At 40.6% G+C, this 15398-nt stretch carries 17 protein-coding genes and 1 other annotated feature; of the genes, 15 read left to right on the top strand and 2 right to left on the bottom strand.

Features of this window, described 5'->3' with window-relative positions; all coding sequences use genetic code 11:
- Positions 1 to 219: 219 nt before the first annotated feature.
- From M9R32_RS02785 to mtnN, 14 genes are all read left to right on the top strand, one after another.
- Positions 220 to 870, top strand: coding sequence for an HAD family hydrolase (locus M9R32_RS02785; RefSeq protein WP_269925226.1), 651 nt, complete (start codon positions 220 to 222; stop codon positions 868 to 870).
- 99 nt (positions 871 to 969) lie between these two features.
- Positions 970 to 1178: a binding site (T-box leader), on the top strand.
- A 253-nt stretch (positions 1179 to 1431) separates the two neighbouring features.
- Positions 1432 to 4059, top strand: a complete 2628-nt coding sequence (gene alaS, locus M9R32_RS02780) for an alanine--tRNA ligase (protein ID WP_269925225.1) — start codon at positions 1432 to 1434, stop codon at positions 4057 to 4059.
- 90 nt (positions 4060 to 4149) lie between these two features.
- Positions 4150 to 4416: an IreB family regulatory phosphoprotein gene (locus tag M9R32_RS02775; protein WP_016426845.1), complete on the top strand. Its 267-nt coding sequence runs from the start codon at positions 4150 to 4152 to the stop codon at positions 4414 to 4416.
- A 3-nt stretch (positions 4417 to 4419) separates the two neighbouring features.
- On the top strand, positions 4420 to 4845 hold the full coding sequence (ruvX, locus tag M9R32_RS02770) for a Holliday junction resolvase RuvX (RefSeq protein ID WP_269925224.1): 426 nt from the start codon (positions 4420 to 4422) through the stop codon (positions 4843 to 4845).
- Between the two features lie 6 nt (positions 4846 to 4851).
- A complete protein-coding gene (locus M9R32_RS02765; protein WP_269925223.1) occupies positions 4852 to 5145 on the top strand; it encodes a DUF1292 domain-containing protein in 294 nt (97 codons plus the stop codon).
- A gap of 277 nt (positions 5146 to 5422) precedes the next feature.
- Entirely contained in the window at positions 5423 to 6541 is a 1119-nt protein-coding gene (mltG, locus tag M9R32_RS02760) for an endolytic transglycosylase MltG (protein ID WP_269925222.1), read from the top strand.
- A 113-nt stretch (positions 6542 to 6654) separates the two neighbouring features.
- Positions 6655 to 7290 carry an O-methyltransferase gene (locus M9R32_RS02755; protein WP_269925221.1) on the top strand — a complete coding sequence of 212 codons (636 nt, stop codon included), beginning with the start codon at positions 6655 to 6657 and terminating at the stop codon, positions 7288 to 7290.
- Positions 7291 to 7295: 5 nt separating this feature from the next.
- Positions 7296 to 8225, top strand: a complete 930-nt coding sequence (locus M9R32_RS02750) for a peptidase U32 family protein (protein WP_269925220.1) — start codon at positions 7296 to 7298, stop codon at positions 8223 to 8225.
- Positions 8226 to 8242: 17 nt separating this feature from the next.
- The gene (locus tag M9R32_RS02745; RefSeq protein ID WP_269925219.1) at positions 8243 to 9520 is read left to right on the top strand and encodes a peptidase U32 family protein; all 1278 of its coding nucleotides are present in this window, start codon (positions 8243 to 8245) and stop codon (positions 9518 to 9520) included.
- Complete coding sequence (gene udk, locus M9R32_RS02740; RefSeq protein WP_269925218.1) at positions 9517 to 10155, top strand: uridine kinase; 639 nt, start codon at positions 9517 to 9519, stop codon at positions 10153 to 10155. The genes M9R32_RS02745 and udk overlap by 4 nt, the downstream gene beginning before the upstream one ends.
- 109 nt (positions 10156 to 10264) lie before the next feature.
- Entirely contained in the window at positions 10265 to 10741 is a 477-nt protein-coding gene (greA, locus tag M9R32_RS02735; RefSeq protein WP_269925217.1) for a transcription elongation factor GreA, read from the top strand.
- A 63-nt stretch (positions 10742 to 10804) separates the two neighbouring features.
- Positions 10805 to 11278, top strand: a complete 474-nt coding sequence (gene greA / locus M9R32_RS02730; RefSeq protein WP_269925216.1) for a transcription elongation factor GreA — start codon at positions 10805 to 10807, stop codon at positions 11276 to 11278.
- Between the two features lie 292 nt (positions 11279 to 11570).
- Complete coding sequence (locus tag M9R32_RS02725; RefSeq protein WP_269925215.1) at positions 11571 to 12311, top strand: YrrS family protein; 741 nt, start codon at positions 11571 to 11573, stop codon at positions 12309 to 12311.
- 106 nt (positions 12312 to 12417) lie between these two features.
- On the top strand, positions 12418 to 13110 hold the full coding sequence (mtnN, locus tag M9R32_RS02720; protein WP_269925214.1) for a 5'-methylthioadenosine/S-adenosylhomocysteine nucleosidase: 693 nt from the start codon (positions 12418 to 12420) through the stop codon (positions 13108 to 13110).
- A 13-nt stretch (positions 13111 to 13123) separates the two neighbouring features.
- On the opposite strand, the gene sigK is transcribed toward mtnN, so the two are convergent.
- Positions 13124 to 13873, bottom strand: a complete 750-nt coding sequence (sigK, locus tag M9R32_RS02715) for an RNA polymerase sporulation sigma factor SigK (RefSeq protein WP_016426856.1) — start codon at positions 13871 to 13873, stop codon at positions 13124 to 13126.
- A gap of 85 nt (positions 13874 to 13958) precedes the next feature.
- Positions 13959 to 14498 (bottom strand): CDP-diacylglycerol--serine O-phosphatidyltransferase, encoded by a 540-nt coding sequence (pssA, locus tag M9R32_RS02710; RefSeq protein WP_269925213.1) that lies wholly within the window; start codon positions 14496 to 14498, stop codon positions 13959 to 13961.
- Positions 14499 to 14589: 91 nt separating this feature from the next.
- Here pssA and M9R32_RS02705 point away from each other — a divergent pair, with 91 nt between their 5' ends.
- Entirely contained in the window at positions 14590 to 15372 is a 783-nt protein-coding gene (locus M9R32_RS02705; RefSeq protein WP_269925212.1) for a phosphatidylserine decarboxylase, read from the top strand.
- The last annotated feature ends 26 nt before the right edge of the window (positions 15373 to 15398 follow it).

Genomic DNA, 15398 nt, shown 5'->3' with positions numbered 1-15398 from the left:
TCGCTTTCCGTGGGCTTGGCTTCAGCCTCCAGTGGGGGTCTTCAGCACAAGCTATTCCCACAGGAGTCTTCGTGGCGGTCCCTGCCATTGTCTCTTCATCAATAAAATTATTAATACTTTTGAAGGAATCTGCACACGTAAATTACATTGAATGTATTTTTACATGTTTTTCAATTCATACATAACTCCTTGTGGAATAGGGAGGGATAGGGGTGTACGATGATAAAAGCAGTTGTTTTTGATTTTGATGGGCTGATTATTGATACGGAGACTATTTGGTATGAAGCATTTAAAGAAGCTCTTAGTCAGTTTGAGGTTGACTTGAGCATTGATCAGTTTGCGTTGGTCATTGGCACGGATGATACAGTACTGAATCAATATATGTTGGACAATTTAAAAGAATCGGCAACGATTACTGAAGTCCGAGAATTAGCATCTAGTCTATTTCACGAAAAAATTGGTCAACCTTCTTTAAGAGAGGGAGTAGAAGATTATTTAATTGCGTCCAAAGAAGCGGGCCTTAAAATCGGATTGGCTTCGAGTTCGAAAAGAAGTTGGGTAGAAAAGTACTTGAAGCAACTTGACATTCTTCCTTATTTTGAAGTGATTAAAACAAGTGATGATGTAACCTCCGTTAAACCAGATCCAGAACTTTACCTGCAAGCCATCAAAGCATTAGGTGTGAAACCAGAAGAAGCGGTAGCATTTGAAGATTCCTTGAATGGATTGAAGGCGGCTCGAGCAGCCGGCTTGAAGTGTGTAATCTTCCCGAATCCAGTAACAACCAATCTTGCTTTTGAAGATTACAGTCTGAGGTTTTCTTCGATGGCGGAACGACCTTTGCCGCTAATTCTTAAAGAGATAATTTAAATATTGTCCATGGTACAGGATTAACCTCAGTATTTTCCATGTACTTTTCAAAAGTCATTTGACACATCCGTAATTGTTTTTTATAATTCAAACAAATGAATGAAAACGTTGATGGAGAAAGTACATATGTGAAGCTTGTAAAAGAAAGAGGTTCCTTGGCTGAAAGAACCTTCAAGTGGATGTTATGGAAAGCTACTCCTGAGTGCAGCTAATCACTGCCGTAAGCCGCGTTAAGGCATAATCGAGAGACAGCAAATTCGTTTGCTGTAACTAGGGTGGTACCGCGAATTGAAGCCTTCGTCCCTTTTTTAGGGATGAGGGCTTTTTCTATTGTCTAGACTTCCAGGACCAGCTCTTCCCGCAAGCGCCAGCAGGCTTCTCGACCCACGACTCCAAAGGTCAGTGTCTAGTTTTACAGGCCATACCGCTCTTAAGCTTCACATCTTCTTCTTCGGAATCAGATGATTCGGCATCAGAATCGGATTAAATCAGTCTGTCAATCTTTCAAGGTGTCGAGCTGAACATGCGCTTTAAGCTTTATAATTTAAGGAGGAATACTTAATGAAAACTGCAGCAGAAATCCGTCGTATGTATTTAGACTTTTTTATTGAAAAAGGTCATGCTTTAGAACCAAGTGCACCACTAGTACCAATTAACGATAACTCACTACTTTGGATCAACAGTGGTGTAGCTACGTTGAAAAAATATTTTGATGGACGCGTAATTCCTGACAATCCACGCATTACGAATGCACAAAAATCAATTCGTACAAATGACATTGAGAATGTCGGTAAAACAGCACGTCATCATACGTTCTTTGAAATGTTAGGGAACTTCTCAATCGGTGAATACTTCAAAAAAGAAGCAATTCATTGGGCATGGGAATTTTTGACCGATAAAAAATGGATCGGATTTGACCCTGAATTGCTATCCATCACTGTTCACCCAGAAGATGAAGAAGCATACGCAATCTGGAGAGACCAAATCGGTATTCCAGAAGCTCGTATCATTCGCTTAGAAGGGAACTTCTGGGACATCGGGGAAGGTCCAAGTGGTCCAAACTCGGAAATTTTCTACGACCGTGGCGAGAGTTATGGCAACGACATGACGGATCCAGAAATGTATCCAGGTGGGGAAAATGATCGTTACTTAGAAATTTGGAACTTGGTGTTCTCAGAATTCAACCATAATCCAGATCATACCTACACGCCGCTTCCAAAACAAAACATTGATACAGGAATGGGTCTTGAACGTATGGCTTGTGTCGTACAAAATGTTCCTACGAACTTTGATACAGATTTATTCATGCCAATCATTCGCAAAACCGAAGAAGTATCCGGTAAAACCTACGGCAATGGCGGAGCAGATGATTTAGCGTTTAAAGTAATTGCTGACCATACACGTACAGTTGCTTTTGCAATTGGTGACGGAGCACTTCCTTCAAATGAAGGTCGCGGCTATGTATTACGTAGATTGTTGCGCCGTGCAGTGCGTTTTGGTAAAAACTTAGGAATTAACCGTCCATTCATGTTCAACTTAGTACCGATTATCGGCGAGATCATGAAGGATTTCTATCCGGAAGTCGATGCAAAACAAGAGTTCATCATGCGTGTTATTAAAAATGAAGAAGAACGTTTCCATGAGACATTACAAGACGGTCTTGGCATTTTGTCTAATGTCATTTCAACTCAGCAAGCTGCTGGTCTTTCAATCATTCCAGGCAGTGACGCATTCCGTCTTTACGACACATACGGTTTCCCTGTTGAGTTAACGGAAGAATATGCTGAAGAAGTTGGCATGACAGTTGACCATGAAGGCTTTAAAGCATCACTTGAAGCTCAGCGTACACGTGCTCGTTCAGCTCGTAAAGATGTTGATTCCATGCAGGTGCAGTCGGAAGTTTTAGGGAATATTAAAGAAGAAAGTCAATTCATTGGCTACGATACGACGGTCGTTTCTTCAAAAGTCCTAGTCATCGTAAAAGATGGAGAGCGTGTCAACCTTGCGCAAGAAGGCGACGAAGTAAAAGTCATTCTTGATCAAACGCCGTTCTACGCAGAAAGTGGTGGACAAATTGCCGATCACGGAACAATCGAGAATGATTTGTTCAAAGGGTTTGTAAAAGATGTTCAAAAAGCACCGAACGGACAAAACCTTCATACCGTGGTGATTGAATCAGGAGAACTTTCAGTTGATGCTGACGTAACTGCATCCGTAGACCAAACGTTGCGCAAATCAACAGTGAAAAACCATACAGCAACACATTTACTACACCAAGCGTTAAAAGACGTGCTGGGTACACATGTAAACCAAGCTGGTTCTTATGTTGGTCCAGATCGTTTAAGATTTGACTTCTCTCATTTCGGCCAAGTAACGAAAGAAGAATTGCTGACGATCGAACAACAAGTGAACGAGAAAATCTGGGAAGACATTCAAGTGGTTACCGGCTATCATGGAATTGATGAAGCGAAGCAAATGGGTGCAATGGCATTGTTCGGTGAAAAATATGGTGATATCGTACGTGTCGTTTCCATTGATCAATATTCACTGGAGCTTTGTGGTGGATGTCACGTAAGCAACACTTCACAAATCGGTTTCTTCAAACTTGTTAGTGAGAGTGGGATTGGTGCAGGTACACGCCGAATTGAAGCGGTAACAGGTAAAGCAGCATACCAGCTTGTAAAAGAAGAAGAGAGCATCTTAGAAGAAGCGGCTTCAGCTTTGAAAGCAAATACAAAAGATGTCGTAGCTCGCGTACAAGGCTTGCAACAGGAACTTCGCCAAGTTCAACGTGAAAATGAATCATTATCAGCTAAAATCGCGAATAGCCAAGCATCTTCCATTTTGGAAAAAGCACAGCAAATTGATGGCGTGACAGTATTGTCTGCTCGCGTTCAATCAAAAGACAACAACCAACTTCGTCAAATGATAGATGATCTTAAAACGAAAATGACTAAAGCGGTTATTGTCCTTGGAGCATCTGAAGGTGACAAAGTAATGTTGATTGCCGGTGTTACAAATGACTTAACTGGTGGAAAGTATCACGCAGGGAATATTGTTAAACATGTTGCTGAACAGTGCGACGGCAAAGGTGGCGGTCGTCCCGATATGGCAATGGCTGGTGCGAAAGATTCGTCGAAACTTGATGGAGCGTTACAATCTGTGTATGATTATGTCAAATCCGTTTAATAAAAAGTTGAAATCGGTTATACTGAACAAGTAACGAAAATATGCTTGTACAAGACAATCAGATTTTACTCCGAAAGCGAGGTGCTGATCATGAGTTCATTTGACAAGACAATGAAGTTTAATTTTCCGGAAGAGTCCATGGAACAAGAAGTGAAGCAAGTTATGCTTCATGTCCATTCGGCGCTTGAAGAGAAAGGGTATAACCCAATCAATCAAATTGTCGGCTACTTACTTTCGGGTGATCCGGCATATATTCCTCGCCACCAGGATGCACGAAATTTAATCCGTAAGCTTGAGCGTGATGAAATCTTAGAAGAGCTTGTAAAGTTCTACATCAAGAAGAATAACGAGGCATAAGTTATGAGAGTAATGGGCTTGGACGTTGGGACGAAAACAGTGGGTGTCGCAATCAGTGACGCCTTCGGTTGGACCGCCCAAGGGATTGAAACTATCAAAATTGATGAAGCAAATGAAAAATTTGGCATGGAACGTATTGCCGAGTTGGTGAAGTTGCATGAAGTATCATCGTTTGTGGTCGGATATCCGAAAAACATGAATAATTCGATTGGACCACGCGCCGAAGCTTCTGAACGCTATGCGGAATTATTGCATCAAACGTTTGAAAAACCCGTTTTTCTATGGGACGAACGGTTAACGACATCCGCTGCGGAAAAGATGCTGATCAGTGCAGACGTCAGTCGGAAAAAACGCAAAGAGGTCATTGATAAAATGGCCGCAGTTATGATTTTACAAGGCTATCTCGATAGTCAATCTATTAAGAGGTGATTACACATGGACCACGGTCAACAAAACATTACAGTAGTAGACGATAACGGTAACGAACAACTATGTGAAGTACTATTCACATTTGAATCAGATGAGTTCAGCAAATCTTACGTACTTTACTATCCACTAGGTGCGGAAGAAGATGAGAACGAAGAAATCGAAATTCACGCTTCTGCTTTCACACCATCTGAAGACGGAAAAGATGGCGAATTAATGCCAATCGAATCTGACGAAGAGTGGGCTATGATCGAAGAAATGTTAAACACTTTCTTAGAAGAAGAGGAAGAAGACGAAGAGTAGAATTAATTTTTAAAACACAGTCTGCCCCCGCATGGGACAGGCTGTGTTTTTTTGTTCTATTAAAAACAGTTACATAGTAGAGGTGCATTTGCGACTAGTTATCGCAGATAAAGTATGTTGTAAGCAAGAACACTCAAGTTTGTATTTTTTATCCTTGTCCAAGAAACATTTAGTAGAGGAAGCGATCCTATGAGGCAGAATGATGAAATATACATTCTGCCTTTTTCTTTTTTATAATAATCTTGTATAATAAATGTCAGATAGAGGGGGTTAACCCGTGGAAAATGAAACAAAAAAAGATATTATGTTTAAACGTATGAAAGAAAAGAAAAAAGAAGTGAAAATTGTCAGACGGATCGTGCTTGCAATCGTTTTGATTGTATTGATTGGTGGAGGAATTACAGCTTACAGTGGTTACAAGTATGTAAAAAGCGCATTGCAGCCAGTCGATGAAAAATCGGAAGAAATCATTCCAGTCAAAGTCGAAATTGGTTCGAACCTCGATTCGATTGCAGCGCTACTTGAAAAGAATGAAATCATTAAAGATGCGCGTATCTTCAAGTATTATGCGAAGTTCAATAATGAATCAGATTTCCAAGCAGGTGATTATGGCTTAACCAAATCAATGACTTTTGATGAATTAATTGAAAGTTTGAAGTCTGGTAAAGTTTACCGTGAACCCATCTTCTCAATGACGATTCCTGAAGGCCGTACACTAGAAGAAATTGCAGCGCGTGTAGAAGAAAAAACATCGTATACGTCCAAAGAATTCTTAGACCTTGTCACAAATCCGGATTTCATCGATCAGATGATTGCCAAATACCCAAATATTTTGACGGAAGATATTAAAGGACCGGACCTTCGTCATGCATTGGAAGGGTATTTATTCCCGGCAACCTATGCTTATTATGAAGAGAATCCTTCATTAGAATCTATTGTTGATCAAATGTTGAGTAAGACTGCAAATACAATGGCACAATACACAGACCAGCTTGCTGAAGAGCAAAAATCTGTTCATTGGTTGTTAACATTTGCCTCACTGCTTGAAGAAGAAGCAACAGCAGATACTGACAGGGAGATGATTGCAAGTGTTTTCAATAACCGCATGGAAAAGAAAATGCCTTTGCAGACAGATCCGACAGTCCTATATGCCCTTGGGGAACATAAAGACCGTGTGTTGTATGATGATTTAGAAATCGATCATCCATACAATACGTATAAAATTCAAGGATTGCCACCTGGCCCAATTTCCAATCCAGGAACACAATCTATCGAAGCGGTTCTGAATGCACCTGAATCTGAGAATTTTTATTTCCTTGCTGATAAAGAAGGCGTCAATCATTTCTCGAAAACTTATGACGAACATTTAGCGAAAATTGAACAATATTTACGCTAATCGTGACAAGATTGTCACCATTAGCGCAGAAAGAAAGGAAGGCTATCGCTTTCCTTCTTTTTTTATGATAAGATTGGGTGTAATTTTTGTGCGTTAAAGGAGTCAGACTGGACATGGAAACTTCACAATCCTACATTACTTCACATATTAAGCAACGCCCTACTTTCCTGTCGAATATGGAACAATTCGCCAAAGAACAGCATATTCCGATCATGGAAATTGTAGCGATTGAATCACTTCTTCAATTTCTACGTCTGCAGCAACCGAAATCCGTTTTGGAAATCGGTTCAGCCATTGGCTACTCAGCTATCCGAATGGCACTGGCTTTACCAGAGGCAGTCATGACGACTATAGAAAAAGACGAAGGCCGTTTTCAATTGGCTTCAAGCTATGTGACAAAAGCTGAATTGACGGAAAGAATTCAACTTTTACAGGGCGATGCACTGGAAATAGATACGAACAAATTTAAACTTGATCAGTATGATGCGTTATTTATTGATGCCGCAAAAGGTCAATATCAACGTTTCTTTGACAAATATTCACCACTCGTTCCTAGCGGTGGTGTTATTTATTGTGATAACATGCTCATGCATGGTTTTACGGAAATTGACATTAAAGAAGTACCTAGAAGAAAACGCACCATGGTTCGTAACTTGCAACAGTTTACGTCATGGTTAATGAATCATGAAGAATATGAAACAACATTCCTGCCGATTGGTGATGGAATTACGATCAGTATAAAGAGGTGACTCGCATGAAAAAACCAGAATTACTTGTGACTCCGCAATCTGTGATGCATCTGGCACAATTGATTGAAGCTGGAGCAGACGCATTTTTAATCGGGGAACAACAATTTGGTCTGCGATTAGCAGGTGAGTTTACGATTGATGAAGTTGAACAATCAGTAACTCTTGCACACGCTGCCAACAAAAAAGTATATGTTGCCATGAATGCGCTTTACCATAATGACCGTGTTAATGATTTACGTCCATATATGGAAAAACTAGCAGCTATCGGAGTGGATGGGATAACTTTCGGTGACCCGGCCGTTGTCATGGCAAAACGTGAGGGAGAAATTGAAATCCCGCTTCACTGGAATACTGAAACGACTGCAACAAACTGGTTTACTGCCAACTACTGGGGAAGACGCGGCGCCAATCGTGCTGTGCTGGCTCGGGAGTTAAGCATGGAAGAAGTGATTGAAATTAAAGAAAACGCAGAAGTGGCTGTGGAAGTGCAAGTTCATGGTATGACCTGTATGTTCCAGTCGAAGCGTTCTTTACTCGGAAATTACTTTTTATATCAGGACAAAGCAATGGAAATCGAAAATCGCTCAAACAACAAGAACATGTTTTTGCATGATAAAGAACGTCATAATAAATATCCTATCTTTGAGGATGGGAATGGTACACATATTTTCAGTCCAAACGATATGTGCCTCATTGATGAATTGAATGAGCTAATTGATGCTGGAATTGATTCTTTTAAAATCGATGGCATTTTGCAAGAAGCAGACTATGTGACAAAAGTGACTGGTCTTTATCGTCAGGCAATTGATGCGTATATGGATTCACCAGATAAGTACGACAAAATTAAAAATGATTTATTAACGGAAATTGAAGAAATGCAACCGTCACTTCGACCACTCGATACCGGCTTTTTCTTCAAAGAAACCGTGTATTAAGGAAGGAGAGAATACCAATGGCATTGCTTCGACATGACCGAATTAGTGAAATTATTGATGGCAAACGTGTCATAGTTAAAAAGCCAGAACTTCTCGCTCCTGCAGGAGATCTTGAAAAACTGAAAATTGCTGTACATTATGGCGCGGACGCGGTGTTTATTGGTGGTCGTGAATTTGGATTACGTTCAAATGCTGGGAACTTTTCAATAGACGAAATGCGACAAGCGGTTGAGTTTGCAAATGGCTATGGTGCGAAAATTTACGTTACGACAAATATTTTTGCACATAACGAAAATATGTACGGTTTGGCACAATATTTAAAAGATATCGAATCAGCAGGCGTGACAGGCATTATTGTGGCGGATCCTTTAATTATTGAAACATGTCGACTGGAAGCACCGAAACTTGAAATTCATTTAAGTACACAACAATCCTTATCCAACTGGAAAGCTGTTCAATACTGGAAAGATGAAGGTTTGCACCGTGTCGTTCTTGCCCGAGAAACGAGTGGGGACGAAATTGAGGAAATGAAAGAAAAAGTCGATATCGAAATCGAAGCGTTCATTCATGGAGCCATGTGTATCGCGTACAGTGGACGATGCACGTTGTCGAATCACATGACAGCCCGCGACTCAAACCGTGGTGGCTGTTGCCAGTCTTGTCGATGGGATTATGATCTGTATCAATTGAACGATGGCAAGCAGGAACCTTTATTTAGTGAAGGCGATGCACCATTTGCCATGAGTCCTAAAGACTTGAAATTGGTCGAATCCATTCCTCGCATGATCGAGCTTGGAATTGACTCACTGAAAATAGAGGGTCGCATGAAATCCATTCATTATGTTGCAACTGTTGTCAGCGTATATCGAAAAGTAATCGATGCATACTGTGCAGATCCAGAAAACTTTGTGATAAAACGCGAATGGCTTGAAGAACTTGAAAAATGCGCGAACCGTGATACTGCAACTGCATTTTTTGAAGGCGAACCAACATTCGAAGAACAGATGTATGGTGTCCATGGGAGAAAAACGACAACGGACTTTATCGGTCTTGTGCTGGACTATGATGAAGAAACAAAAATGGTTACTTTGCAGCAACGAAATTACTTTGTAAAAGGGCAAGAAGTGGAATTCTTCGGCCCGGATATTGAAAATTTCCGCATGATCATTACAGAATTATGGGATGAAAAAGGGAATGAACTGGATGTTGCACGCCATCCGTTACAAATCGTTCGTTTCAAATCGGAAATCCCCGTACGACCAAATAACATGATGAGAAAGGAGCTTGTACGATGACATTTAAGCGCCCGCTTGTTATTGGTATTGCTGGTGGCTCTGGTTCAGGGAAAACAAGTGTTACCAAGGCAATTTATGACGTTTACAAAGAAAAAGCCGTTGTAGTAATCGAACAAGACTACTATTATAAAGACCAAAGCCATTTGGAATTTGAGGAGCGTCTTGCGACAAACTATGACCATCCTTTGGCTTTCGATACAGATCTATTAATTGAACATATACATCAACTTTTAAATCGTAAAGCAATCGAAAAACCGGTGTATGATTATGCAATTCATACACGTTCAAGCGAAACGATTGCCATTGAACCACAAGATGTTATTATATTGGAAGGTATTTTGGTTCTGGAAGACGAGCGCTTGCGCGATTTGATGGACATTAAATTGTTTGTCGATACGGACTCGGATTTACGCATCATTCGTCGGATCCTACGCGACATTAATGAGCGTGGACGTTCAATTGACTCAGTTGTCGAACAGTACATTTCTGTAGTACGTCCAATGCATAACCAATTTATTGAACCGACAAAAAGATATGCAGATATCATTATTCCTGAAGGCGGCCAAAATCAAGTTGCCATCGATTTAATGGTTACAAAAATTAAAACAATTCTTGAATCTGATATCATTGTGTAATATGATTGTGAAAGACTGACAAAATTATCTAAATACTTAGCCGCATATTCATAAGCTGCGAGACATAGTATTTTTATGAGTTAGCAAGTAGTTGAAGGAGTGAAATACATTGTCAACAGAAAAACAATACCCTATGACTGCTGCTGGAAAGCAGAAATTAGCGGACGAACTAGAATTCTTAAAAACGGTTAAACGTAAAGAAGTGGTAGAACGCATTAAGATTGCACGTAGCTTCGGTGACTTGTCCGAGAACTCAGAGTACGATTCTGCAAAAGAAGACCAAGCATTCGTTGAAGGACGTATCTCAACTTTAGAATCTATGATCCGCAATGCGGTCATTATTGAAGAAGACGAGCAAAACAACGACATCGTATCTCTTGGAAAAACAGTTTCGTTTATTGAAATTCCAGACGGTGATGAAGAAACTTACACAATCGTTGGTTCAGCGGAAGCAGATCCGATGGAAGGTCTCATTTCAAATGACTCACCAATCGCGAAAAGCCTAATTGGCCGTTCTGTTGGAGACCAAGTCAAGGTACTAACTCCTGGCGGCGAAATGGACGTCAAGATTGTCTCGATTAAATAATGTTAAATCCGCTCCTGTTTTCTGGGAGTGGATTTTTTGATTGTATGAGGGGGATCGAGTAGGATGCCAGCCGAAAAACAACAATCCATGACTGCAAGTGGACTGGAGAAGTTACAAGAAGAATTGACGGTATTAAAGACAGTGAAACGCAAAGAAGTAATCGAGCGTGTTAAAGCTTCCCGTTGTTTTGGACTGATTGAAAACTCCGATTACGAAACGGCTCGTGAGGATCAAGCGTTTATTGAAGGACGCATCTTAACATTGGAATCGTTAATCCGCAATGCAGTGATTATTGAAGAGGATGTACAAAATAATGACACTGTATCGCTTGGCAAAACCATTTCCTTTATTGAAATGCCGGATGGTGAAGAAGAGAGTTACACAATTGTGGGTTCAGCGGAAGCCGATCCGATTGAGGGTCTTATTTCAGCCGATTCGCCGATTGCAAGGAACTTAATCGGTTGCACAGTCGGAGAGCAAGTTAAAGTGAAAACTCCTGATGGGGAAATCTACGTCAAGATTGTATCAATCAAATAATTTTCTAAATCCACTCCTGCGATTAAAGAGTGGATTTTTTGTTTATTGTGGGGAATAGTAATTAGGAGGTAATTGGTTAGTTGCTCCGAAACAGGAGAAGTTGCTCCAAAAACTGTAAAAGTTGCTCCCAAATCACGAAAGTTGCTCCAAAAAACCAAAAGTTGCTCCAAAAACTTCTCCACACCAAAAAATCACCCGATTTCTAAACCAAATGAAACATTTCCTTAACACTTTCGTCTAAATTGTCATCAACATTTATGGTATCATGCTGTATATAAGGGGGAGTACGCATATGGCAAATACACAGCGTCGATATACCTCAAGAAGTAATCGACCAAATAAACCAAGCACGAACACCATATTAAATGCACTTATAGGTCTAGTAGTCGTCCTTATAATCATTACTGCCGGATTTATATTCCTAGGGAACGATGAACCAGAAAAAGCTGGGGACGAAGACAGTACGAAAGATACGGAGTCTGCAGAAACGGCAGATGGCTCGCAAGAAGAAACTGAAGAAGAGGTAGATCCTGAAGACCAAATCGGTTCTGAAGAAATTGCAGAAGAAACGGAAGACAGTGAATCGACTGAAGAAGAAACAGCTTCTGAAGAAGAAACAGCTTCTGAAGAAGAAACAACAACTGAAGAGGAATCTACCACTACTGAAGATTCAACGACAGGTGGCACAGTCACTTCAACACCTTCTGATGACCCGCTTGTATCTGAACGAATCGTTAATACAGCTTGGAAGCCGATTGGAACATCACAAACAGGTGAACATACGTCGGTGTATTCCGAAGGCCATGTGGACTGGGATGAAAAACTGAAAGCTATTGCTTATACAACTGGCTTATCCGCTGATAATATGATTGTATGGCGTATATCAAACGGTGGAAGTCCTCAGAAATCCATTGGTGTTGTTTCATCTAAAGATAAAGAAGAAAAATATCGTGTATATTTAGAGTGGGTAGACGGTGAAGGCTGGAAACCTGTAAAAATGGAGACTTTGAAAACATTGGACGGCGCCTATTGACTTTCGGCGCCGCTTTTATTATTTTTAGGGAAGTGTTTTTGAACGATACGATAAAAAACAGTCTAGCATCAAGTGTATTTAAAAACAGAGAAGAGGCGGAAACAATATGAAAATAGCAGTAATCGGCGCAATGGAACAAGAAGTTGAAGCGTTACGTTTGGCAATTGAAAGTCCACAGACAACAGTCATCGCAAACAGTGAATTCACTGAAGGTACATATGCTGGACATGAAGTAGTCTTGCTGAAAAGTGGAATCGGTAAAGTAAATGCAGCAATGTCGACGACCATTTTACTTCAACACTTTAAACCGGATGCAGTAATCAATACAGGTTCTGCTGGCGGATTTGACGCTGAACTGGAAGTGGGAGCGGTTGTCATTTCGGATGAAGTTCGTCACCATGATGTAGATGTAACAGCATTCGGCTATGAAATGGGACAAGTTCCTCAGTTACCTGCAGCATTCACAACGGACGCAAAACTTCGCAAGCTAGCTGAAGAGGCTGTGGAAGAATTAGGTCAGCATCAGTTTGCAACTGGACTCATTGCGACAGGAGACTCGTTTATGAACGATCCTGTACGCGTTGAGAGCGTGCGTACACATTTCCCTCACATGAAGGCTGCGGAAATGGAAGCGGCCGCTGTTGCGCAAGTGTGCCACCAATTCGACGTACCATTTGTCGTAATTCGTGCGTTGTCGGACATTGCTGGAAAAGAATCCTCAATTAGTTTTGATGAATTCCTACCGACAGCTGCAAAACATTCGACACAAATCGTTTTACACGTTATCAGTAAATTATAAGCACGTTTCCATGTTAAAATAGAGATTGATTGTTGGAGGCTCTTTCGATATCCAGTGAATCGAGAGAGTTTTTTTCATGTTTAAACAATTGATACAGCTTGACGAGCGCTCGTTTTTCAATGCGGGAAACGTAACTTCTTGAAATATTTAATTGCTTGGCGATCTGTTTTTGAGTCATCGGTTCAAATTGATGCAACCCATATCGCCGCTCAATAATTTCAATTTCGCGTTTCTCCAATTTGTCCAAATGTCGATAAAGTCTTGCCATTTGTTCTTTTTGTTCCAGTGTTTGTTGAGCAGTATCTTCGTCAGTTTGCAGGAGATCAGTAATTTGGAGTGAATGGCCATCTTTATCTGTGCCAATCGGTTCGTAGAGTGAGACATCTTTCTGTACTTTTTTCTGGGATCTCAAATGCATGAGAATTTCATTTTCGATGCAGCGGGCGGCGTATGTGGCGAGGCGAGTCTTTTTATCAGGAGTATAGCTTGCGACGGCTTTCATTAAACCGATTGTACCGATCGAAATGTAGTCATCGAGTTGTTCATGTTTTGGATGGAATTTTTTGACGATGTGCGCAACGAGACGCATATTCCGTTCAATTAATTCGTGTTTTGCCTCCTCATCACCGGCTAAGCAACGTTCAACATATATGGCTTCTTCTTCTTGGGATAGGGGCTTTCTAAATGCCTGACCTTTCAGGTAACCTAAGACTGCCGGAATTTCAATCCATAATTGCAGGACAGCAGACAATAAACCACTCATGATGATGTGCACCTCCATGTCGTCTTTTGTCACTATATGTTAACGACATAAAAAGCATGAAAAAAACGACCACAATTTGCGGTCGTTACACTTTTCGTAATGTAAATGTACTAATCATCAATATAGCCAAAATGAGCACGAGGAACATATAAAAGACTGGTGCAAATAGGGACAATCCAAAATAAGAAAGCGTCAATATCGTACCGGCAGCAGTAATCGGGAGACCAGTAAAGTAGCCATTCGAATCCATGATATTGAAACGGGCCAATCGAAATGCGCCGCTAGCAATATAAATGATGGTGATGACCATTCCAGCTGTTCCAAATTCAAATAAATCAACCATGTATATGAGAATCGCAGGGGCAACGCCGAATGAGATAATATCGCTCATGGAATCGAGTTGTTTTCCAAGTTCCGATTCTTGACCTAATTTACGAGCGACCATCCCGTCGAAACGATCCAGTAACGCTGCGATAAATATAAACAGAACACTATAGCTATAAGATTCGTTTAATGTGGTCATTATGGAAGCACCACCAAAGGATAAATTCCCGATGGTGATCATATTTGCTGCATGGGCTTTCATTTTTTTGATTGTGTGATCCACTCGATGCATTAAAAACAATGGACGACACTCCTTCTTGTGTAAAGTATTAGTTCATTATACTTCTTTCAACTAAAAAAAGGTAGAGCATATTTAGAACAGGTGGGATAACGTGAAACAGAAAATATACCAAACACTTATTGAACTGACGAATGGCAAGTGGTCATCGATGGCAATCCAGAAATTCGCGAAATCGTCATGGAGTCGCAAAGTGATTCCATCTTATATACGTACATACGGAATACAAATGCAGGAAGTTTCACAATCTATCGAAACATTTCCTACTTTGCATGATTTTTTTATCCGCAAAATTGATGCGCAGCATCGACCGATTGCACAAGGTGAAATGGAAGCAGGGAGTCCTGTAGATGCAAAAGTTGAATCGATTGGTTCGATTTCATCCACCGGCACTTTTTTAGTGAAGGAAAAGTCTTATACCGTGACAGATCTGGTTGGAAATATGGATCTGGCATCGCAATATCTTGGTGGAACCTATATGGTTTTTTATTTAAGTCCTGCTGATTATCATCGTATTCATAGTCCGGTAGACGGCCATGTGAAAAAACAAATGACGCTCGGGAAAAAATCCTATCCTGTTAATCAGGCGGGATTGACTTATGGAAAAACGCCAATCAGCGGAAACTATCGACAAGTTACCCATTTAGTTTGTCCAAATCAAAAAAATTGTGCAGTCATTAGTGTGGGTGCCATGTTTGTAAACTCAATTGAAATGACGAATACATCTAGGGACTGGATTAAAGGCGAGGAAATCGGTTATTTCACGTTTGGTTCTACTGTCGTTTTACTTTTTGAAAAAGACGCATTTCAACTGGATTCGTCAATTACTCCTGGCAGTCGGGTACGAGTGGGTGAGAAAATAGGGAGTATGTTATAATCAATACAGAAAAATAGGTTGAACGG

Origin of the sequence: Paenisporosarcina quisquiliarum (assembly GCF_027563315.1) — a bacterium.
In the GTDB taxonomy this organism is placed as follows: domain Bacteria; phylum Bacillota; class Bacilli; order Bacillales_A; family Planococcaceae; genus Paenisporosarcina; species Paenisporosarcina quisquiliarum.
This window is presented reverse-complemented; position numbering and strand designations above follow the sequence as displayed.